Source organism: Klebsiella sp. D5A (assembly GCF_001620885.1).
GTDB lineage: Bacteria > Pseudomonadota > Gammaproteobacteria > Enterobacterales > Enterobacteriaceae > Klebsiella > Klebsiella variicola.
The window spans coordinates 64,823-84,525 of the sequence record NZ_LOAR01000020.1 but is presented as its reverse complement, the minus strand read 5'-3'; the positions used below and the strand labels follow the sequence as shown (position 1 = coordinate 84,525).

The 19,703-nt window shown below is 55.1% G+C and carries 19 protein-coding genes; 10 read left to right on the top strand and 9 right to left on the bottom strand.

The window, feature by feature from the left end:
* Positions 1 to 38: 38 nt before the first annotated feature.
* The 4 genes from AS136_RS28340 to glnA all read right to left on the bottom strand — a co-directional run bounded on the left by AS136_RS28340 (position 39) and on the right by glnA (position 4,325).
* Complete coding sequence (locus tag AS136_RS28340) at positions 39 to 149, bottom strand: YshB family small membrane protein (RefSeq protein WP_004152951.1); 111 nt, start codon at positions 147 to 149, stop codon at positions 39 to 41.
* A gap of 110 nt (positions 150 to 259) precedes the next feature.
* Positions 260 to 1,669, bottom strand: coding sequence for a nitrogen regulation protein NR(I) (gene glnG, locus AS136_RS23315; RefSeq protein WP_008807911.1), 1,410 nt, complete (start codon positions 1,667 to 1,669; stop codon positions 260 to 262).
* A gap of 8 nt (positions 1,670 to 1,677) precedes the next feature.
* Positions 1,678 to 2,727, bottom strand: a complete 1,050-nt coding sequence (gene glnL / locus AS136_RS23310) for a nitrogen regulation protein NR(II) (protein ID WP_063267045.1) — start codon at positions 2,725 to 2,727, stop codon at positions 1,678 to 1,680.
* A 188-nt stretch (positions 2,728 to 2,915) separates the two neighbouring features.
* Complete coding sequence (gene glnA / locus AS136_RS23305) at positions 2,916 to 4,325, bottom strand: glutamate--ammonia ligase (RefSeq protein ID WP_004203622.1); 1,410 nt, start codon at positions 4,323 to 4,325, stop codon at positions 2,916 to 2,918.
* A 378-nt stretch (positions 4,326 to 4,703) separates the two neighbouring features.
* Here glnA and typA point away from each other — a divergent pair, with 378 nt between their 5' ends.
* The 5 genes from typA to fabY all read left to right on the top strand — a co-directional run bounded on the left by typA (position 4,704) and on the right by fabY (position 9,535).
* On the top strand, positions 4,704 to 6,527 hold the full coding sequence (gene typA / locus AS136_RS23300) for a ribosome-dependent GTPase TypA (protein ID WP_008807909.1): 1,824 nt from the start codon (positions 4,704 to 4,706) through the stop codon (positions 6,525 to 6,527).
* A gap of 134 nt (positions 6,528 to 6,661) precedes the next feature.
* Complete coding sequence (yihX, locus tag AS136_RS23295) at positions 6,662 to 7,261, top strand: glucose-1-phosphatase (protein ID WP_008807908.1); 600 nt, start codon at positions 6,662 to 6,664, stop codon at positions 7,259 to 7,261.
* Entirely contained in the window at positions 7,255 to 8,115 is an 861-nt protein-coding gene (locus AS136_RS23290) for a virulence factor BrkB family protein (RefSeq protein WP_008807907.1), read from the top strand. Before yihX ends, AS136_RS23290 begins: the two co-directional genes overlap by 7 nt.
* Entirely contained in the window at positions 8,112 to 8,549 is a 438-nt protein-coding gene (gene dtd, locus AS136_RS23285; protein WP_008807906.1) for a D-aminoacyl-tRNA deacylase, read from the top strand. Before AS136_RS23290 ends, dtd begins: the two co-directional genes overlap by 4 nt.
* Before the next feature lie 44 nt (positions 8,550 to 8,593).
* Positions 8,594 to 9,535, top strand: a complete 942-nt coding sequence (fabY, locus tag AS136_RS23280) for a fatty acid biosynthesis protein FabY (RefSeq protein WP_012543287.1) — start codon at positions 8,594 to 8,596, stop codon at positions 9,533 to 9,535.
* Between the two features lie 14 nt (positions 9,536 to 9,549).
* Here the strand turns inward: fabY and AS136_RS23275 are convergent, their stop codons facing one another.
* Positions 9,550 to 10,467 (bottom strand): alpha/beta hydrolase, encoded by a 918-nt coding sequence (locus AS136_RS23275; protein ID WP_063267044.1) that lies wholly within the window; start codon positions 10,465 to 10,467, stop codon positions 9,550 to 9,552.
* 204 nt (positions 10,468 to 10,671) lie between these two features.
* On the opposite strand from AS136_RS23275, the gene AS136_RS23270 reads away from it, so the two are divergent.
* Both AS136_RS23270 and AS136_RS23265 read left to right on the top strand, forming a co-directional pair.
* The gene (locus AS136_RS23270) at positions 10,672 to 10,914 is read left to right on the top strand and encodes a ribbon-helix-helix domain-containing protein (protein ID WP_004150355.1); all 243 of its coding nucleotides are present in this window, start codon (positions 10,672 to 10,674) and stop codon (positions 10,912 to 10,914) included.
* Positions 10,914 to 11,297, top strand: a complete 384-nt coding sequence (locus AS136_RS23265) for a type II toxin-antitoxin system VapC family toxin (RefSeq protein ID WP_008807903.1) — start codon at positions 10,914 to 10,916, stop codon at positions 11,295 to 11,297. The genes AS136_RS23270 and AS136_RS23265 overlap by 1 nt, the downstream gene beginning before the upstream one ends.
* 173 nt (positions 11,298 to 11,470) lie before the next feature.
* On the opposite strand, the gene fdhE is transcribed toward AS136_RS23265, so the two are convergent.
* The 4 genes from fdhE to fdnG are packed head-to-tail and all read right to left on the bottom strand — an operon-like array spanning position 11,471 to position 16,994.
* Positions 11,471 to 12,400: a formate dehydrogenase accessory protein FdhE gene (gene fdhE / locus AS136_RS23260; protein ID WP_004150358.1), complete on the bottom strand. Its 930-nt coding sequence runs from the start codon at positions 12,398 to 12,400 to the stop codon at positions 11,471 to 11,473.
* Positions 12,397 to 13,032 carry a formate dehydrogenase cytochrome b556 subunit gene (gene fdoI / locus AS136_RS23255; protein WP_008807902.1) on the bottom strand — a complete coding sequence of 212 codons (636 nt, stop codon included), beginning with the start codon at positions 13,030 to 13,032 and terminating at the stop codon, positions 12,397 to 12,399. The genes fdhE and fdoI overlap by 4 nt, the downstream gene beginning before the upstream one ends.
* Positions 13,029 to 13,931, bottom strand: coding sequence for a formate dehydrogenase subunit beta (fdxH, locus tag AS136_RS23250; RefSeq protein WP_002882822.1), 903 nt, complete (start codon positions 13,929 to 13,931; stop codon positions 13,029 to 13,031). The genes fdoI and fdxH overlap by 4 nt, the downstream gene beginning before the upstream one ends.
* A gap of 12 nt (positions 13,932 to 13,943) precedes the next feature.
* Entirely contained in the window at positions 13,944 to 16,994 is a 3,051-nt protein-coding gene (gene fdnG / locus AS136_RS23245) for a formate dehydrogenase-N subunit alpha (protein ID WP_086512137.1), read from the bottom strand.
* A 156-nt stretch (positions 16,995 to 17,150) separates the two neighbouring features.
* On the opposite strand from fdnG, the gene fdhD reads away from it, so the two are divergent.
* The 3 genes from fdhD (at position 17,151) to AS136_RS23225 (ending at position 19,703) form a co-directional block, all read left to right on the top strand.
* Positions 17,151 to 17,987 carry a formate dehydrogenase accessory sulfurtransferase FdhD gene (gene fdhD / locus AS136_RS23235; RefSeq protein ID WP_008807900.1) on the top strand — a complete coding sequence of 279 codons (837 nt, stop codon included), beginning with the start codon at positions 17,151 to 17,153 and terminating at the stop codon, positions 17,985 to 17,987.
* Positions 17,988 to 18,115: 128 nt separating this feature from the next.
* On the top strand, positions 18,116 to 18,328 hold the full coding sequence (locus AS136_RS23230) for a YdgH/BhsA/McbA-like domain containing protein (protein WP_004127125.1): 213 nt from the start codon (positions 18,116 to 18,118) through the stop codon (positions 18,326 to 18,328).
* Between the two features lie 394 nt (positions 18,329 to 18,722).
* Positions 18,723 to 19,703, top strand: a complete 981-nt coding sequence (locus tag AS136_RS23225; protein ID WP_063267043.1) for a 6-phosphofructokinase — start codon at positions 18,723 to 18,725, stop codon at positions 19,701 to 19,703.

Sequence of the window (19,703 nt, the reverse complement as noted above, 5' to 3'; positions counted from 1 at the left end):
GTTTTCCCCTCTCCCGCGGCCGCAGGAGAGGGGAACCATTAGCTGAACAGCCCGACCAGCGCAGCGCACAGCACGGCAGCGACTGCCGTTTGTGGCGTGTGACTGGCTGCGGCGCCGCTCGATATCATACTCACCAGTGATTCAAACATGATGCTCTCCCCTAATGCCGGGCACGATCATACTCAACTCATCGGAACAGTAAAGTACAAAATAGCAGCACTTTGCGCTGAACGGCTAATTTTCATCATGCCGTTAATCACTACTCCATTCCCAGCTCTTTTAGCTTACGCGTCAGGGTATTACGACCCCATCCCAGCAGACGCGCAGCCTCCTGCTTGTGCCCCTGGGTATGGCGCAGGGCGGTCGTCAGCAGCGTGCGCTCCATTTCGGGTTGCGCTTCTGAGAGCAGGTTTTGATGACCGGATCGCAACGCCCGATCGGCCCACTGACCCAGCAGCGTCGCCCAGCTGTCGGGCTGCATCTGCGTCGGGCTGTCCGGAACCGTGGTCTCAAACAGTTCGCTCGGCAGATCCTGCGTCAGTACCTCCTGGCCGGCGGCCATGACGGTGAGCCAGCGACAGGTGTTTTCCAGCTGACGGACGTTGCCAGGCCACGCCAGGCGTGTCAGCGCTGTCTCCGTTTCCGGATGCAGCTGTTTGGCTTCAACACCGAGCTCGCGGGCGGCTATCTGCAGAAAATGGCGGGCCAGGCGTGGAATATCTTCCCGGCGCTCGCGCAGCGGCGGTAAATGCACTCGGATCACGTTCAGGCGGTGGAACAAATCTTCACGGAATTTCCCCTCCTGCACGCGCTGTTCCAGGTTCTGGTGGGTGGCGGCGATGATCCGCACATCGACCTTCACCGGCGCGTAACCGCCCACGCGATAAAACTGGCCATCCGCCAGCACGCGCAGCAGACGAGTCTGGACATCAAGCGGCATATCGCCAATTTCATCCAGGAATAGCGTGCCGCCGTCAGCCTGTTCGAAGCGTCCCTGGCGGACGGTATTGGCGCCGGTAAAGGCCCCTTTTTCATGCCCGAACAGCTCGGACTCAATCAGGTCTTTGGGTATTGCCGCCATATTCAGTGCGATAAACGGCGCTTTTGAACGTGGACTATGACGATGCAGGGCGTGAGCGACGAGCTCTTTACCGGTACCGGATTCGCCATTAATCAGCACGCTGATGGATGATCGCGACAAACGGCCAATAATGCGAAAGACATCCTGCATTGCCGGCGCTTCGCCGATGATGTCGGCAGTTGGGCTGCTTATCGGCGCATTTCGCGGCTGTTGCTGCTCCTGGTAGTGGCTTATCGCCCGGTCGACCAGGGCGACGGCTTCATCAATATCAAAAGGTTTGGGCAGATAATCAAACGCGCCTTGCTGATAAGCGCTGACCGCAGCGTCCAAATCGGAATGCGCGGTCATTATGATGACCGGAAGCATCGGATGACGCTGCTTAATCTGTTTGAGCAGCGCCAGACCATCCATTCCCGGCATACGGATATCTGACAGCAGTACATCCGGGGTTTTGGTGGTGAGGGCATCTAGCACCTCATTGCCGCTTTCGAACGTTGTGCAGCTCAAGCCGGCTCCGGTGAGCGCGCGTTCAAGCACCCAGCGGATGGAGCTATCGTCATCAACGATCCAGGCTATCCCTCGTTGCATAAACACCTCTACTTCCGAATAGGCAGGTATACCGAAAATTCGGTATGACCCGGCCAGCTGGTGAATTCAATTTTGCCGGAGTGCTGATCGATAAGGCTGCGGGCGATAGATAAGCCCAGGCCGGTACCACCTTCGCGGCCGCTGACCATCGGATAAAACAGCGTATCCTGGAGATGGGGCGGAATACCCGGGCCATTATCTTCAACGTCAATACGTGCGGCGAGGCGATAACGCACCCCGTGCAGCGTCAGCTGGAAAGCGGTGCGGGTGCGGAGAACAATTTCGCCCCCTTCCGGCCCCAGCGCCTGCAGCGCATTACGGACGATGTTCAGCAACACCTGTTCAATTTGATCCGGGTCGTGGGGCAGCTCTGGTAGGCTGGGGTCGTAATCACGGATTAACTTCACGTTGTCCGGTAACTCCATGGAGACCAGTTTCACTACCCGCTCGGCGACTTTATGGATACTTTCAGTAACGTGCATGCCCGGATGCTGTGGCCCAAGCAGGCGATCGACCAGATTTCTCAGCCGGTCAGCCTGCTCGATGATCACTTTGGTATATTCCGTTAGCGTCGGGTCGGGCAGGGCTTTGCTGAGCAGCTGTGCCGCGCCGCGCAGGCCGCCTAACGGATTTTTTATCTCATGTGCCAGGCCGCGGACCAGATCGCGGGCGGCGACCTGCTGCGCGTGCTGCAGCTGCTCCTGGCTCAGGCGGCGCTGGTTATCCATCGGCGCCATTTCCAGCAGAATAAAGCCTTCCGGCAGCCGCTGGGCGGTCAGCGACAGGATGTGCGAGCGGCCATCAATAACCAGCGTGACTTCGTTATCGGTAAACCCCTGGCCCGCCTGCAGGCTCTCCTGCATCAGTCCGATATTCAACGAAAAATAGCTCAACAGCTCAGGTAACGGGGTGCCAAACAGCTTGCGTGAACTTTGCGCCAGCAGCTGCTGCGCCGCAGGATTGGCAAAGTGCACCGCCAGGTCATCATCGACCAGTAAGATACTGTTGATAAGAGAGTTGAGGATCTGCCCAGCATCGGGCAGTGTGCCTGTTGCCATTCGACAGTCTCCTGAAAAAGAGTGCACCAATTTAGTGCAGTATAGCTTTTTATCGGTAAAAAGCTCGCGAGATCAGCGTGTTGGTGGAGAAAAAAGCCCATCCTGAGATGGGCTGAAAGTTTCCACGGCAACAAAATATCCCGGGCATCCCGCGCCACAACACGACATACCCTGGATTTACAGCAAAATTAGACGCTGTAGTACAGTTCGAACTCAACCGGATGCGGAGTCATGCGTACGCGGTCGTTCTCTTCCAGACGCAGGGCGATGTAAGCATCGATAGCGTCATTGGTGAACACGCCGCCAGCCGTCAGGAACTCGCGGTCAGCATCCAGGGCCTGCAGGGCTTCTTCCAGAGAGCCTGCAACCTGCGGGATCTCTTTCGCTTCTTCCGGCGGCAGGTCATACAGGTTTTTGTCCATTGCTTCGCCCGGATGGATTTTGTTCTTGATACCATCAAGGCCAGCCATCAGCAGCGCCGCAAAGCACAGGTACGGGTTGGCAGCCGGGTCCGGGAAGCGCACTTCGATACGACGCGCTTTCGGAGAGGTCACCACCGGAATACGGATGGAGGCAGAGCGGTTACGCGCAGAGTAAGCCAGCATAACCGGCGCTTCGTAACCCGGGACCAGACGCTTGTAGGAGTTGGTGGTCGGGTTCGCCAGGGCGTTGATAGCTTTAGCGTGTTTGATTACGCCGCCGATGTAGAACAGCGCCTGCTCAGACAGACCTGCGTATTTGTCGCCGGAGAACAGGTTAGTCCCGTTTTTCGCCAGAGACATATGGCAGTGCATGCCGGAGCCGTTATCGCCGAACATTGGTTTCGGCATAAAGGTCGCGGTTTTACCGAAGCGGTGAGCGACGTTGTGAACAACGTATTTGTAAATCTGAATTTCGTCCGCTTTTTTGGTCATGGTGTTGAAGCGGGTTGCCACTTCGTTCTGACCTGCGGTAGCCACTTCGTGGTGGTGAGCTTCAACAACCAGGCCCATCTCTTCCATGATCATACACATGGTGGAACGGATATCCTGAGAAGAGTCTACTGGCGGAACCGGGAAGTAACCCCCTTTCACGCCCGGACGGTGACCTTTGTTACCGCCTTCGTATTTGGTGGAGGAGTTCCACGCACCTTCGATGTCATCGATCGCGACATGGGAGCCGGAGATAGAGGCGCCAAAACGGATGTCGTCGAACAGGAAGAATTCTGGTTCTGGCCCGAACAGGACGGTGTCAGCGATGCCGGTGGCGCGCAGGTACTCTTCAGCGCGTTTCGCGATGGAGCGCGGGTCACGGTCATAGCCCTGCAGGGTGCCTGGCTCGAGGATATCGCAGCGGATGATCAGGGTCGGTTCTTCGTAGAACGGGTCAATGACCGCGGTGGAAGCGTCCGGCATCAGGACCATGTCAGATTCGTTGATACCTTTCCAGCCACCGATCGAGGAGCCATCAAACATTTTGCCTTCTTCGAAGAATTCGGCATTTACCTGATGAGACGGAATCGTGACGTGCTGTTCTTTACCTTTGGTATCGGTGAAGCGCAGATCGACAAACTTCACTTCGTGCTCGTTCAGCATCGTCAAAACGTGTTCAGCGGACATACTTAAACTCTCCCGGATTGGTCATTGTCGTCGTGGTAACGAAAACTTCATACTGCTTAAAAGTGGCGTTGTTGCCTTAAAAAATATAAAGCGAAATCTGTGCCAACTTTTAAATGCCCTATAAAACGCTGTATCATGCGCACCATAGTGCAAAAGGACTGCACCATGATGGAGATAATGCACCAAAGTAGTGCCTCAGTGTGAACATTGAGCACCATTTTGGTGCAATTTTTGTTACGGTGCCCTTTTATCGCTCCGTGAAAGCGGTCACAAAGAAACTCTGCAATACTTGTTTGCGGAGGATGTTTGTGATCCTGTTCAGTCCTTCGCTTAATACGTGTACAATAACGCGCTATTTCTAATGCCTGAGGCAAAGTTGTGATCGAAAATCTGCGTAATATCGCCATCATCGCGCACGTTGACCATGGTAAAACTACCCTGGTTGACAAGCTGCTACAGCAATCCGGTACGTTCGACGCACGTACTGAAGCACAAGAACGTGTGATGGACTCCAACGATTTGGAGAAAGAGCGTGGGATTACCATCCTCGCGAAAAACACCGCAATCAAATGGAATGATTACCGTATCAACATCGTTGATACCCCAGGGCACGCCGACTTCGGAGGTGAGGTTGAGCGTGTTATGTCCATGGTTGACTCTGTGCTGCTGGTGGTCGATGCCTTTGATGGCCCGATGCCGCAAACGCGCTTCGTGACCAAAAAAGCTTTTGCCCACGGCCTGAAGCCGATCGTGGTCATCAACAAAGTTGACCGCCCGGGCGCCCGTCCGGACTGGGTTGTCGATCAGGTCTTCGACCTGTTCGTTAACCTTGATGCGACCGACGAACAGCTGGACTTCCCGATCGTTTACGCGTCCGCGCTGAACGGTATCGCGGGCCTGGACCACGAAGACATGGCTGACGACATGACCCCGCTGTACCAGGCGATTGTTGATCGCGTGCCGGCGCCGGACGTTGACCTTGACGGTCCGCTGCAGATGCAGATCTCCCAGCTGGACTACAACAACTACGTTGGCGTCATCGGTATCGGCCGCATCAAACGCGGTAAAGTGAAGCCGAACCAGCAGGTCACTATCATCGATAGCGAAGGCAAAACCCGTAACGGTAAAGTCGGTAAAGTGCTGACTCACCTGGGTCTGGAGCGTATCGAGAGTGACGTAGCCGAAGCTGGCGACATCATCGCGATCACCGGTCTGGGCGAGCTGAACATCTCCGACACCATCTGCGATCCGCAGAATGTCGAAGCGCTGCCGGCACTGTCCGTTGATGAGCCGACCGTAACCATGTTCTTCAACGTCAACACCTCGCCGTTCTGCGGTAAAGAAGGTAAGTTCGTTACCTCTCGCCAGATCCTGGACCGTCTGAACAAAGAGCTGGTGCACAACGTGGCGCTGCGCGTTGAAGAAACCGAAGACGCTGATGCGTTCCGCGTTTCCGGCCGTGGTGAACTGCACCTGTCCGTTCTGATTGAAAACATGCGTCGTGAAGGTTTCGAGATGGCGGTTTCCCGTCCGAAAGTTATCTTCCGCGAAATCGATGGCCGTAAACAAGAGCCGTTCGAAAACGTGACGCTGGACGTCGAAGAGCAGCACCAGGGTTCTGTCATGCAGGCGCTGGGCGAGCGTAAAGGCGACCTGAAAAACATGAATCCAGACGGTAAAGGTCGCGTACGTCTCGACTACGTGATCCCAAGCCGTGGTCTGATCGGCTTCCGTTCAGAGTTCATGACCATGACTTCTGGTACCGGTCTGCTGTACTCCACCTTCAGCCACTACGACGACGTTCGTCCGGGCGAAGTGGGTCAGCGTAACAACGGCGTACTGATCTCTAACGGTCAGGGTAAAGCGGTTGCGTTCGCCCTGTTCGGTCTGCAGGATCGCGGTAAGCTGTTCCTCGGCCACGGCGCTGAAGTTTACGAAGGCCAGATCATCGGTATTCACAGTCGCTCTAACGACCTGACGGTAAACTGCCTGACCGGTAAGAAACTGACCAACATGCGTGCGTCCGGTACTGACGAAGCAACGGTTCTGGTTCCGCCGATTAAGATGACCCTGGAGCAGGCTCTGGAGTTCATCGATGACGACGAACTGGTAGAAGTGACCCCTACGTCTATCCGTATCCGTAAACGTCACCTGACTGAGAACGACCGTAAACGCGCAATGCGCGGTGCAAAAGAAGAGTAATTTTTCTTCTTGTTGTTCGCTAAACCCCGCCTCTCCGGCGGGGTTTCTTTTTTTCATTCCTGCATCATACGTCAATAGTCAAATCCTGCCTTTCCCGCTAAAGTTAATTTTCCACGGCGCGGAAGGAGACAAAAATGCTCTATATCTTTGATTTAGGTAATGTGATTGTCGACATTGACTTCAACCGGGTATTGGGAGCCTGGAGTGATTTAACCCGCATCCCGCTGGCGACGCTGAAGCAGCATTTCACCATGGGAGAGGCTTTCCACCAGCATGAGCGTGGCGAGATTAGCGATGAAGACTTTGCCGCCGCCATGTGTCATGAAATGAATATGTCCCTCAGCTATGAGCAGTTTGCTCACGGCTGGCAGGCGGTATTTGTCGCGCTGCGCCCGGAGGTAATTACCATCATGCATAAACTTCGTGCCCAGGGGCATCGGGTGGTGGTGCTCTCCAATACCAATCGTCTTCACACCACATTCTGGCCCGATGAATACCCGGAAGTGCGCGCTGCCGCCGATCGCATTTATCTGTCACAGGAGATGGGATTGCGTAAGCCTGAAGCGGAAATTTATCTGCGAGTACTGGAAGAAGAGGGATTTTCCGCCGCAGATACGGTCTTTTTTGATGATAACGTCGATAATATAGCAGGGGCCAACCGGTTAGGGATCACCAGTATTCTGGTGACCGGGAAGAAGACCATCCCTGACTATTTCGCGAATCAGCTATGCTAAAAACCGTTCAGCAAAAATTACACCACCATACCCGGCCGCTGCTGGCTTGGCTTAAGCTGCTGTGGCGGCGCATTGATGAAGACCATATGACGACTCTGGCGGGGAACCTCGCCTATGTGTCATTACTTTCCCTGGTGCCGCTGATAGCCGTCGTGTTCGCGCTGTTTGCGGCCTTTCCCATGTTTTCCGAAGTCAGCGTGCAGATTCGCCATTTTATCTTCGCCAATTTTATTCCGGCGACCGGGGATGTGATTCAGGGGTATATCGAACAGTTCGTGGCTAACTCCAGCCGTATGACCGCCGTAGGCGCGTTTGGCCTGATCGTCACCTCGCTGCTGCTGATGTACTCGATCGACAGCGCGCTAAACACCATCTGGCGCAGCACGCGCAGCCGTCCCAAAGTTTACTCCTTTGCCGTTTACTGGATGATCCTGACTCTTGGCCCGTTGCTGGCAGGCGCCAGCCTGGCGATCAGTTCGTATCTGCTGTCGCTGCGCTGGGCGAGCGATCTGGACGGCGTGATTGATAATCTACTCCGCCTCTTCCCGCTGATCCTTTCATGGGCGGCATTCTGGCTGCTCTACAGTATTGTACCGACCACCCAGGTGCGTAACCGCGATGCAGTGATCGGGGCGCTGGTGGCAGCGCTGCTGTTCGAGGCAGGTAAAAAAGCGTTTGCCCTCTATATCACCACCTTTCCGTCCTATCAGTTAATTTATGGCGTGATTTCGGTGGTGCCGATTTTGTTCGTCTGGGTGTACTGGACCTGGTGTATCGTCTTGCTTGGCGCTGAAATTACTGTCACTCTCGGTGAATACCGCAAACTTAAAACAGAAGAAACAGAACAACCATGATTGCATTAATTCAACGCGTATCCCGTGCAAGCGTTACCGTGGAGGATGAAGTGACGGGCGAAATTGGTCCGGGGCTTCTGGTGCTGCTGGGCGTCGAGAAAGACGATGATGAACAAAAGGCGAATCGCCTTTGTGAACGGGTGCTGGGCTACCGCATCTTCAGCGATGCGGACGGGAAAATGAACCTGAATGTCCAGCAGGCGGGCGGCAGCGTGCTGGTGGTTTCGCAATTTACGCTGGCGGCGGATACCGAGCGGGGGATGCGACCGAGTTTCTCGAAAGGCGCTGCCCCTGACCGCGCCGAGGCGCTATATGAGTATTTCGTCGCCCGCTGTCGCCAGCAGGAAATGAACACCCAGACCGGAAGATTCGCTGCGGATATGCAGGTTTCTTTGGTCAATGATGGTCCCGTGACCTTTTGGTTGCAGGTATGACCCAGCTTCCGGGCAGGCTGCGGGTAACAAAAGAGAGTACGACTATGTATCACCTTCGTGTACCGCAAACAGCAGAAGAGTTAGAGAGCTACTACCAGTTCCGCTGGGAGATGCTGCGTAAGCCGCTGCATCAGCCAAAAGGATCGGAACGCGACGCCTGGGATGCGATGGCGCATCATCAGATGGTGGTGGATGAAGAGGGCAATCTGGTTGCCGTCGGCCGACTGTATATCAATGCGGAAAATGAAGCCTCCATTCGCTTTATGGCCGTTCATCCCTCCGTACAGGATAAAGGGCTGGGGACGCTGATGGCGATGACCCTCGAGTCGGTAGCGCGTCAGGAAGGGGTGAAGCGGGTCACCTGTAGCGCCCGCGAAGATGCGGTGGAGTTTTTCGCCAAGCTTGGCTTTGTCAATCAGGGGGAGATCACTACCCCGACCACCACGCCGATCCGTCATTTTCTGATGATTAAACCGATCGCGTCGCTGGACGATATTTTGCACCGTGGCGACTGGTGCGCGCAGCTCCAGCAGGCGTGGTATCAGCATATCCCGCTGAGTGAAAAAATGGGCGTACGCATTCAGCAGTACACCGGGCAGAAATTTATAACCACCATGCCGGAAGCGGGGAACCAGAATCCGCACCATACGCTGTTTGCCGGTAGCCTGTTTTCGTTAGCGACCCTGACCGGATGGGGACTTATCTGGCTGATGCTGCGCGAGCGGCATCTGGGGGGCACCATCATTTTGGCGGATGCGCATATTCGATACAGTCAGCCCATTAGCGGCCGCCCCAGCGCCATCGCCGACCTGGGATCGCTGAGCGGCGACCTCGACCGCCTGGCGCGTGGGCGTAAAGCCCGCGTGCAAATGCAGGTGGAGCTTTTTGGCGATGATAAACAGGGTGCGGTTTTCGAGGGGATCTACATCGTGCTGCCGGCGAAGCCTTTTGGTTCGTACGAAGAGGGCGGCAACGAGGAAGAGTAAGTGCCCTCTGGCCGTTATCGTCCTGGCGATGCCACACGCCAGGCGATATCCCGCATAGCATCACGCGCGGCGTGGCTGACGCCACCCAGCTGAAAGAAGCCGTGGATCACCCCCAGATAACGCTGACAGGAACTCTCCACCCCTTGCTCCGTCAGCCTTCGGTACAGCACTTCGCCCTCATCGCGTAAAGGATCGAACTCCGCCGTCAGAATATGCACCGGTGGCAGCCCGTGAAAATCTTCGCGCCAGAGCGGACTGGCATCCGGATGGTTTGCCGGCGTCGAGGCGAGGTACATTTCGTAGCCGCTCAGTAGCGTGTCCCGGGTAATCACATAGTCATCGCCATTGCTGAGGTAGCTCGCCATGCTGGCGGTGGGGTCAAGCATCGGATAAATCAGAATCAGTTGTGCAGGATTCCACGCCGCTTTCGCTTTCAGGCGCAGAGCCGTGACCAGGGCGAGGTGCCCGCCGGCGCTGTCGCCGGCCAGCGTGATACGCGAGGCATCAACGCCAAGCTGCTTTGCGTGCTGGTGAATAATCGTAGCACCTCGTTCTGCATCATCGTGCGCCGCCGGAAAGGTATGCTCCGGCGCCAGGCGGTACTGTACAGCGATCACCCGGCAACCGCTGAACATGGCTAACTGACGGAGTTGGTTATCGTGGGTGGTAAAGCCGCCGCTGACAAAACAGCCGCCGTGGTAGTAGATAAGCGTGGGTAGCAGGCCGTCGGCAGTGGGCGGTGAAACGACGCGGAAGTGCATCCCCTCCAGGGTGATATCCTCCACCCGCACTCGCGTTTCCGTCTCCCCGGCGAGTACCGCACTGGCGATATAGCCGGCCCTCCGATCATCAATATGTTGATCGCGCGATGACGGACGACCTGCCGCAATAAATGCCTCAACCAGCGAAGCAATCCCTTTCTCCAGCGCCATATGTAGTTCCTTGTACTGTTTTAATATCCAGTGTTATAGCCTGGATTATGGCGAAAATACAGGCCTGTTGAGGTCGCCTGTGCATTATGGAAAGCGGCTCGCAAAAAAGCGTTTACCTGGCAAAATCCTTTTTGTTTCCGATTTCAAAAGCTGTAGATTGCTCATAACTTCATCACTGGTGATATACTTGAGGTATATATGAGCATGATGGCTGAAAGGGATATGGGCAGAATTCTTCTCGATTTATCAGACGATGTCATTCAACGTCTCGATGACCTCAAAGTGCAGCGTAACATTCCGCGAGCGGAACTGTTACGTGAAGCGGTTGAACAATATCTGGAGAAACAAGATCGAGCTAAAGATACCATCTCCAGTGCGCTGGGTCTGTGGCAAGACTGCGAAGAAGACGGCATGGAATATCAACGTCAGCTACGCAAGGAGTGGTAATGACCTCCGGATCTGCGCTTTTTGATACCAATATTCTTATTGATTTATTTAGCGGGCGTCGCGAAGCCAAACAGGCGCTGGAGGCCTGGCCACCGCAGAATGCGATCAGTCTGATTACCTGGATGGAGGTGATGGTTGGCGCTAAAAAATATCACCAGGAGCAGCGTACGCGAATGGCGCTAAGCACCTTTAATATCATTAACATCTCACAGGATATTGCAGAGCGAAGCGTTGCGCTGCGGCAGGAGTATAAGCTTAAGCTGCCGGATGCCATCATTCTGGCGACGGCGCAACTCCATCGTCTGGAACTGATTACGCGGAATACGAAGGATTTTGCCGGTATTCCTGGCGTAGTCACGCCGTACGAACTACACCCTGAATAATTCGAGTGGCAGGAGGACGACAAGGGAGCGACAAACTCGTCTAAAACGAGTGTGTCGAGCCAAAGGCTGGTCTCTGATGACAGTCAGTGACGCGGGTGAGTCATTCCTGACTACGCTCGTATCGCAAGAAGGAAAGCGGGCGGCAAGAGCCGCCCGAAATCACACCGCAGAACTTACTCCCCTTCGCCGGGGAACATGAACGGGTTAATTGAGCTCCTGGCGAAGCCTTCCTGTTCCATACGGGCGTCGAGCACCAGGGACGCCAAATCGTCGGCGACGGCTTCGACTTTCGGATCCTTCTCCTGATACATAATCTTCAGGTAGGTTCCGCAGTCGCCACAGCTTTCGGCTTTCACCGCTGCCTGCTCGTTGTCCAGCGACCAGTAGTGCAGGTCGCGGCTCTGTTCACAGTTGCTGCACTTGACGCGCACCACGTGCCACTCGGTTTCGCACAGGTTGCAGTGCAGATAGCGCAGCCCCTGAGTGGTGCCGATCTGCACGATGCTGGAGACCGGCATCGAGCCGCATACCGGGCAGAACTGACGCTGTTCGCCGTATTCGGCGCGCGCTTTCCCCGGGATCAGGCTGGCCATCTGCGCCCAGTAGAGCGACAACGCGGCCCAGATGAACGGCGCTTTATCACTGCTGACGGAGGCGAAGTCGGAAACAAACAGCGCGCTGGCCATCTGCTCCAGCTCCTGCTCAGAGGCTTTTTCCAGATTCTCAATGACCGCCAGCGCCGGGCCGCTCATTTCCGGCTTCAGCTCGGCAATCAGCGAGTGCAACAGCTTGTGCCAGTGCTTGTCGCGCGGCAGAACGTGGATATCCAGCGGCGGTTTACCCTGTTCGCTGGCCGCTTTAATGCGAGCCGTCAGATCCATCTGCAGCGGATGGTCGTACAGCACCACTTCCTGGGCATGGGCGATCAGCGCGGCAAAGCGCAGGTAATCGCCCAGCGGGTTGTTGGCGGCCAGCTCACGCAGGCGTTCAGCGCGGCGGTTATAAAGATTTTTCAGCCTGGGGAACAGTAACGGCGGAATTGCTTCCGCCGTGCGTTTCTCGCTCGAACCCAGCTCGTCTTGCGGGATTATGCGAATACTCATTCAGATGACTTTTCCTGTTTCTGGCGGACCTCTCGGTACCAGCGCGGGTGATGTTTCTTCGCCCACGTTTTGGTAACCCAGCCTTCCACCATCGCGGTAATGGTGCCTTTCACCCAGAGGGCGGCGTAGATATGCACCATGATAACCACAATTAACGCCACTGCGGCAAATGAATGCAGCATCAGCGCAAATCGGATCACCGGGATTGAGAAAGCCGGCGCAAAATACGGACGCCAGATGATCACACCGCTCACCAGCAGCAGTACCAGCAAAATAATCGCCGCCCAGAACACGCATTTCTGGCCGAAGTTATAGCGCCCGGTATCGCCCACCTCCTCGTTGACGACGATCTTACGAATATTCTTCGCCCAAAAGATATCATCCCGATTGATTAGGTTGTGGTGCCAGTAACGGAAAAACATGATGATAAACGACGCGAACATCACCACCCCGACGAACGGGTGGAGAATACGCGCCAGCTGCGGCGTACCGAGAATATGCATCAGCCAGTTAAAGGACGGGAAGAAAAAGCCTAACCCGCTCACTGCCGCCAGGACGAAGCAGAAGGCGGTGACCCAGTGGTTGATGCGTTCCGGCGCCGTGTAGCGCACGATGGTGTCACGTCTTTTCATTTGCGCACCTCGTCTTTCTCTTCATGCAGGTTGTCCTCTTCCTCTTCCGCGCGGTTCGGACCGACGCCGACGTAGTGGAAGATACTGGCTGCGAAGGTCGCGGCGAAGCCGACGGCCGCCAGCGGTTTCCAGATGCCTTTCCAGAACTTCACGGTCTGGCTGATCTCCGGGTTTTCCGGCAGGCCATGGTACAGATTCGGCTTGTCGGCATGGTGCAGCACGTACATGACGTGGGTGCCGCCGACGCCGGCCGGATCGTACAGGCCCGCATTGTCATAACCGCGGGTTTTCAGCTCAGCCACGCGTTCACCGGCCAGCGTTTTCATATCCTCTTTGGAGCCAAAGTGGATTGCGCCGGTCGGACAGGTTTTCACGCAGGCAGGCTCCTGGCCGACGGTCACGCGGTCTACGCACAGGGTACATTTGTAGACGCGGTTGTCTTCCGGGTTCAGACGCGGTACATCGAACGGACAGCCGGCGATACAGTAGCCGCAGCCGATGCACTGCTCGGACTGGAAGTCGACGATACCGTTGGCGTACTGAATGATCGCGCCTTCTGACGGGCAGGCCTTCAGGCAGCCCGGGTCCGCGCAATGCATGCAGCCATCCTTGCGAATGAGCCATTCCAGCTTGTCGTTTTGTTCCACTTCCGAGAAGCGCATGACCGTCCATGACTTGGCGGTCAGGTCCGCCGGGTTGTCATACACCCCGACGTTGTGACCGACTTCATCACGAATATCGTTCCATTCGGAGCAGGCCACCTGACAGGCTTTGCAGCCGATACAGGTGGTGACGTCGATAAGCTTCGCCACCTCCTGCTGGTGGTCCCGCGCCTGAGGCGCGGGGGTGAAACCGTTAGTCGCGGAACGACGAATAATATCTTGCGATTGATAAGCCATAAGTCGTCTCCGTTACACCTTTTCCACGTTCACGAGGAAAGCTTTGAACTCCGGTGTCTGCGTATTTGCATCACCGACGAACGGCGTCAGGGTATTAGCAATAAAGCCTTTTTTCGCTACGCCCTCATAGCCCCAGTGAATAGGAATGCCGATGGTATCGATATCCTTACCGTCAACTTTCAGCGTGCGAATACGCTTGGTCACCACTGCCTTGGCTTTGATATATCCGCGGTTAGAGGAAACTTTCACGGTATCGCCGTGGCCGATGCCGAGCTTATTCGCCAGTTTTTCACCGATCTCCACAAACTGCTCCGGCTGCGCGATGGCGTTAAGCAACGCGTGCTTGGTCCAGTAGTGGAAGTGTTCGGTCAGGCGGTAAGTGGTGCCGACGTACGGGAATTTGTCCGCTTTGCCCATCTGCTCGAGATCGCCTTTGAAGACGCGAGCGGCCGGGTTAGAGACCACGTTTGGATGCAGCGGGTTAGTCCCCAGCGGCGTTTCAAACGGCTCGTAGTGTTCCGGGAACGGTCCTTCCGCCATCTTATCGATAGCGAACAGACGGCCCATCCCTTCCGGCTGCATGATAAACGGACCGACGTCGCTGCCAGGCGCGGCGGCGCTGTAGTCCGGAATATCCACGCCGCCCCATTTCGCGCCATCCCATTTCAGCAACTGACGCTTAGGATCCCACGGTTTACCCTGCGGGTCCGCGGAGGCGCGGTTATACAGGATGCGGCGGTTGAGCGGCCAGGCCCAGGCCCAACCCAGCGTGTTGCCGAGGCCTGACGGATCGGCGTTATCGCGGCGCGCCATCTGGTTGCCGTCTGGCGTCCAGCTACCGGCGAAGATCCAGCAGCCGCTGGAGGTGGTGCCATCATCGCGCAGCTGGGCAAAGGAGCTCAACTGCTGCCCTTTCTTAACGATCACCGCGCCGGTCGCCGGGTCGGTGATATCCGCCAGCGCTTTACCGTTGCTTTCCATCGCCACTTCTTCCGACGCCGGCTCATGCGGCGTGGAGTAGTTCCACGTCATGTTGAGCACTGGCTCCGGCGCCGGGCCACCCTCGTCGGCATACATCTTACGCAGGCGAGTGAAGATACCGGCGAGGATTTCACCATCGGTGACAGCGATCCCCGGGGCGTCCGCGCCTTTCCAGTGCCACTGCAGCCAGCGGCCGGAGTTGACGATCGACCCGTTCTCTTCAGCGAAACAGGTGGAGGGCAGGCGGAACACTTCGGTCTGGATTTTCGACGGGTCAACATCGTTCGACTCACCGTGGTTTTGCCAGAAGGTGGACGTTTCGGTGTTGAGTGGGTCGATGGTCACAAGGAACTTCAGCTTCGACAGGGAAGCGACAACCTTGTTTTTGTTCGGGAACGAGGCGACCGGGTTAAAGCCCTGGCAAATATAGCCATTCACTTTGCCCTGATTCATCATCTCGAAGTACTGCAGAACGTCGTAGCTCTTATCCCACTTCGGCAGCCAGTCAAAGCCCCAACTGTTTTCTGCCGTAGCTTTGTCGCCGAAGAAGGCTTTCATCATGGAGACGAAGAACTTCGGATAGTTGCCCCAGTAGTTGACCTGGTCTTTCAGCAGCGGCTTCGGCGTGTTAGCTGTCAGGTAGGTCTGCAGGTCGGCCTGTTTTTCATTCGGCAGCGACATGTAGCCCGGCAGGCTGGTGGAGAGCAGGCCGAGGTCGGTCAGACCCTGGATATTGGAGTGACCGCGCAGGGCGTTGACGCCGCCGCCCGCCATTCCCATGTTGCCGAGCAGCAGCTGGATCATCGCCATGGTGCGGATGTTCTGTGCGCCGATGGAGTGCTGGGTCCAGCCGAGAGCATACAGGAACGACGCGGTCTTATCCGGCGCGCTGGTTTCGGCAATGTATTCGCAAACTTTAAGGAAGTCGGCCTTCGGCGTACCACAGATGTTTTCGACTACATCCGGGGTATAACGAGAAACGTGCTGCTTCAGCAGGTTCCAGACGCAGCGTGGATGTTGCAGCGTGGTATCGCGTTTGGCGAAGCCGTTCTCATCCAGCTCATAGTTCCAGCTGGTTTTGTCGTACTGGCGTTTTTCTGCGTTATAGCCGCTGAACAGCCCGTCGTCGAAGCTGTAGTCCTCACGCACGATCAGGCTGGCGTTGGTGTAGGCTTCGGTGTATTCGCGGTTGAATTTTTCGTTATTCAGCAGGTACAGGATCACACCCGACAGGAAGGTAATGTCGGTACCGGAACGAATCGGGGTATAGAAATCTGCCACCGATGCCGTACGCGTAAAGCGCGGATCGATAACGATGAGCTTGGCGCCATTATGAATTTTGGCTTCCATCGCCCAGCGGAACCCCACCGGATGCGCTTCTGCGGCGTTACCGCCCATCACCACGATCAGGTTGGCGTTCTTAATATCCACCCAGTGGTTGGTCATCGCACCGCGACCAAATGTTGGAGCAAGACTTGCTACCGTTGGTCCGTGTCAGACACGCGCCTGGTTATCCACCGCCAGCATCCCGAGGGCGCGGGTGAATTTTTGCGTTAAATAGCCGGTTTCGTTACTGGAGGCGGAGGCGCACAGCATCCCGGTGGTCAACCAGCGGTTGACGGTGGTGCCGGCGTCGTTTTGCGCGATAAAGTTGGCGTCGCGGTCCTCTTTCATCAGCTTGGCGATGCGATCAAACGCTTCGTCCCAGCTGATTTGCTGCCATTTATCGGAACCTGGCGCGCGATATTCCGGGAATTTCAGGCGGCTTTCAGAATGGATAAAGTCCACCAGACCGGCCCCTTTCGGGCAGAGCGCACCACGGTTAACCGGATGATCCGGATCGCCTTCGATATGGAAAATGGATGCTTTGGCGTTTTTTGCGCCGTCGCCGAGGCTATACATCAACAGCCCACAGCCGACAGAACAGTATGTACAGGTGTTACGGGTTTCGCGCGTGCGCAGCAATTTGTACTGCCGTGTCTCCGCGAGCGCAGTTGCCGGGGCAAAGCCCAGCGCTGCTGCCGTGGTTCCCGCCATACCGCCAGCGCAGATCTTAAAGAACTGCCTTCTGCTGACCTGCATGGTTCGCTCCTTGTTTCGACATTGTCACATGTAGTTATTTGCTTTGCGGTGAAGGCCGCAAAGGTTCAGAATTAGGGCTAATTTCCCTCATTCCTGAAGGGATAAAAACAGAATACCACATTGTGTGTATGCCTGTTCCAATACGGTTAAAGCAAAGTGAACAAGAAGCCTCTCGAACAAATCAAAAATGTGACGAATGTCACAGGATATCGCCAGGTCTCCCTCTGGAAACGCGAGGATCTGCAACACCCTCAGCCAGACGAGTTAGCCGAAGAAATTCCCGTCGCGCTGGTCTACAACGGTATCTCCCATGTGGTGATGATGGCCACGCCGAAAGACCTGGAACAATTCGCCGTCGGCTTTTCCTTATCCGAAGGGATTATCGAGCATCGGCGGGAGATTTTCGGCATGGACGTGGTATCGGTGTGCAATGGCCTTGAGGTACAGATTGAGCTCTCCAGCCGACGTTTTATGGGGCTCAAAGCCCGGCGTCGCGCGCTGGCCGGGCGCACCGGCTGCGGGGTATGCGGCGTCGAGCAGCTCAATGATATTGGTAAGCCAGTTCAGCCGCTACCGTTCACTCAGACGTTCGATCTAGCTAACCTCGACCACTCCCTGGCGCATCTTAACGACTTTCAACCGGTCGGCCGGCTCACCGGCTGTACCCATGCGGCTGCCTGGGTCAGGACGACTGGCGAGCTGGCGGGCGGTTTTGAAGACGTTGGCCGGCATGTCGCCCTGGATAAACTGCTGGGCCAGCGCGCGGAAATTGGCGAGGACTGGCAGCATGGCGCCGCGCTGGTCTCCAGCCGGGCCAGCTATGAAATGGTGCAGAAGGCCGCGATGTGCGGCGTCGAGATCCTGTTCGCGGTCTCGGCGGCCACCACCTTAGCGGTGGAAGTGGCCGAGCGCTGCAATCTGACGCTGGTGGGCTTTTGCAAGCCGGGCAGGGCGACAGTTTACACCCATCCGCAGCGTTTAATTGCGGGTTAAATATCGATCAATAAATTTGAACAATGACAGCAAATCCTTCCGCTTTTTGTTTAGCGATGTGCGGGCTACTATTTAACACATCAAGGCACGGCGCCTTATCTAAACAACTAAATGAAAGGGTTTATATCATGAAAAGCATCAAAACTTTTGTCGCAGTAATCGCACTGGCCGCTTCTTTTGGTTCATTCGCTGCTGAAACCGTGACCGCCACCGCTGCCACGATGGATGGTGCGGAAGCGAAAATCGCTGCTCAGGCGCAGGCTGCTGGCGCTTCGTCTTACAAAATTACCGAAGCCTTTACCGGCAACCGCGTGCATATGACTGCGGAACTGAACAAATAAGCATAAAGTTACTGTCGAAAGAGCGCCTTAGGGCGCTTTTTTTGTTTCACTTCCCGCATCGGCGAAATTACCCGATATTCCCCTCTGCTACGAAAAAAATGTGGCAGTAATCACGTTTCCGTTCTTTTCTTAAATCCCTATATTAACGGCAAAGGAAAGGTCTGCACGCCTGAATATCTCGATATTTTAACGCTATGAAATATAAAGATATTAAAAACAGAAAGCGATGGCGATCACCCTCTTTAAATGAGATGTTTATCACATAAATAAGCATGTCACTGCTACTGTCAACCATTCACTGACGTAATTTAATACGCATTATGTGATCTTTATTGCAAATAGAAGGCTTGTACTCAGGGAAAAATGTTGTCAGGCAAATGAGCGAGGAAGCGTCATGAAAATTGGCATCGTTATTAGCGGCGGGGATGTTTCGGGAATGAATAATTTTATATTCCAGGTAGCCAGGCAGGCTAATGCCGATATCACGCTGTTTAATGGCGGTATTCCAGGGCTACTGGAGAAAAGTCATCAGGATATGGCGTGGCGCGATCTGGTTGATTTCTCCATTACCGCGGTGCCGATCATTACCTCGGGGCGAACCAGTCGCAAACTGCAGCGCAGTGAATATGAAAGCATTGCTAAAAAACTTAAATCTCTGCGTATTGATGTGCTCATTATGGCCGGGGGGGATGGCAGCCTGCAGTTTCTGAATACCCTTAGTGAATTTGAGATTAATTGCTTTGGTGTCGGGATGACTATCGATAATGATGTGTATGGCAGTGATTATACGATTGGTTTTTCCACGGCCTGTGAGCAAATTATTAAAGAAGTCTCCCGTTTAAGAAATACCGGAAGAGCGCTGCCGGGTCGGGTTTTTATGATTGAGATATTAGGAGGCTATTGTGGAGAACTAACGTTACAGTCTGCCATTAAATGTAATGCTGATATTGCCCTGATCCCGGAGGCACAGATGCCGCTGACCATGCTTGCGGAACGGATTACCCGGAAGCTGAGCACGCAAAATAGCGTCGTGATCCTCTGCTCAGAAGGCTATACCAAAGAGTACTCTCCCGGCTTTCAGGGGGCGATTGATACCATGATTAAACAGCTGGAACCACAAATAGGTGTCCGTATCCGTAAAACGATCGTCGGCTATGGTTTACGCAGCGGTGATCCAACCTGTGAAGAGATTTATCAGGGTACCATTATGGCCAGTGAAGTGGTTCGCTGTATTCAGTCAGGTATGAAAAATAAAGCCATAATAATTAATTCCAGTAACAAACCAATTCCGATTGATCTAGTCAGTATGAAAAAACGTCTGGTCGATACTGAAGGACATCATTATAAACTTGCCAAGCAACTCAATATTATTTGA

What these genes read in the sequence shown, in the direction of transcription:
- AS136_RS28340 (WP_004152951.1), bottom strand. Translation starts at nt 149, where the DNA reads ATGTTTGAATCACTGGTGAGTATGATATCGAGCGGCGCCGCAGCCAGT.
- glnG (WP_008807911.1), bottom strand. Translation starts at nt 1,669, where the DNA reads ATGCAACGAGGGATAGCCTGGATCGTTGATGACGATAGCTCCATCCGC.
- glnL (WP_063267045.1), bottom strand. Translation starts at nt 2,727, where the DNA reads ATGGCAACAGGCACACTGCCCGATGCTGGGCAGATCCTCAACTCTCTT.
- glnA (WP_004203622.1), bottom strand. Translation starts at nt 4,325, where the DNA reads ATGTCCGCTGAACACGTTTTGACGATGCTGAACGAGCACGAAGTGAAG.
- yihX (WP_008807908.1), top strand. Translation starts at nt 6,662, where the DNA reads ATGCTCTATATCTTTGATTTAGGTAATGTGATTGTCGACATTGACTTC.
- AS136_RS23290 (WP_008807907.1), top strand. Translation starts at nt 7,255, where the DNA reads ATGCTAAAAACCGTTCAGCAAAAATTACACCACCATACCCGGCCGCTG.
- dtd (WP_008807906.1), top strand. Translation starts at nt 8,112, where the DNA reads ATGATTGCATTAATTCAACGCGTATCCCGTGCAAGCGTTACCGTGGAG.
- fabY (WP_012543287.1), top strand. Translation starts at nt 8,594, where the DNA reads ATGTATCACCTTCGTGTACCGCAAACAGCAGAAGAGTTAGAGAGCTAC.
- AS136_RS23275 (WP_063267044.1), bottom strand. Translation starts at nt 10,467, where the DNA reads ATGGCGCTGGAGAAAGGGATTGCTTCGCTGGTTGAGGCATTTATTGCG.
- AS136_RS23270 (WP_004150355.1), top strand. Translation starts at nt 10,672, where the DNA reads ATGATGGCTGAAAGGGATATGGGCAGAATTCTTCTCGATTTATCAGAC.
- AS136_RS23265 (WP_008807903.1), top strand. Translation starts at nt 10,914, where the DNA reads ATGACCTCCGGATCTGCGCTTTTTGATACCAATATTCTTATTGATTTA.
- fdhE (WP_004150358.1), bottom strand. Translation starts at nt 12,400, where the DNA reads ATGAGTATTCGCATAATCCCGCAAGACGAGCTGGGTTCGAGCGAGAAA.
- fdoI (WP_008807902.1), bottom strand. Translation starts at nt 13,032, where the DNA reads ATGAAAAGACGTGACACCATCGTGCGCTACACGGCGCCGGAACGCATC.
- fdxH (WP_002882822.1), bottom strand. Translation starts at nt 13,931, where the DNA reads ATGGCTTATCAATCGCAAGATATTATTCGTCGTTCCGCGACTAACGGT.
- AS136_RS23230 (WP_004127125.1), top strand. Translation starts at nt 18,116, where the DNA reads ATGAAAAGCATCAAAACTTTTGTCGCAGTAATCGCACTGGCCGCTTCT.
- AS136_RS23225 (WP_063267043.1), top strand. Translation starts at nt 18,723, where the DNA reads ATGAAAATTGGCATCGTTATTAGCGGCGGGGATGTTTCGGGAATGAAT.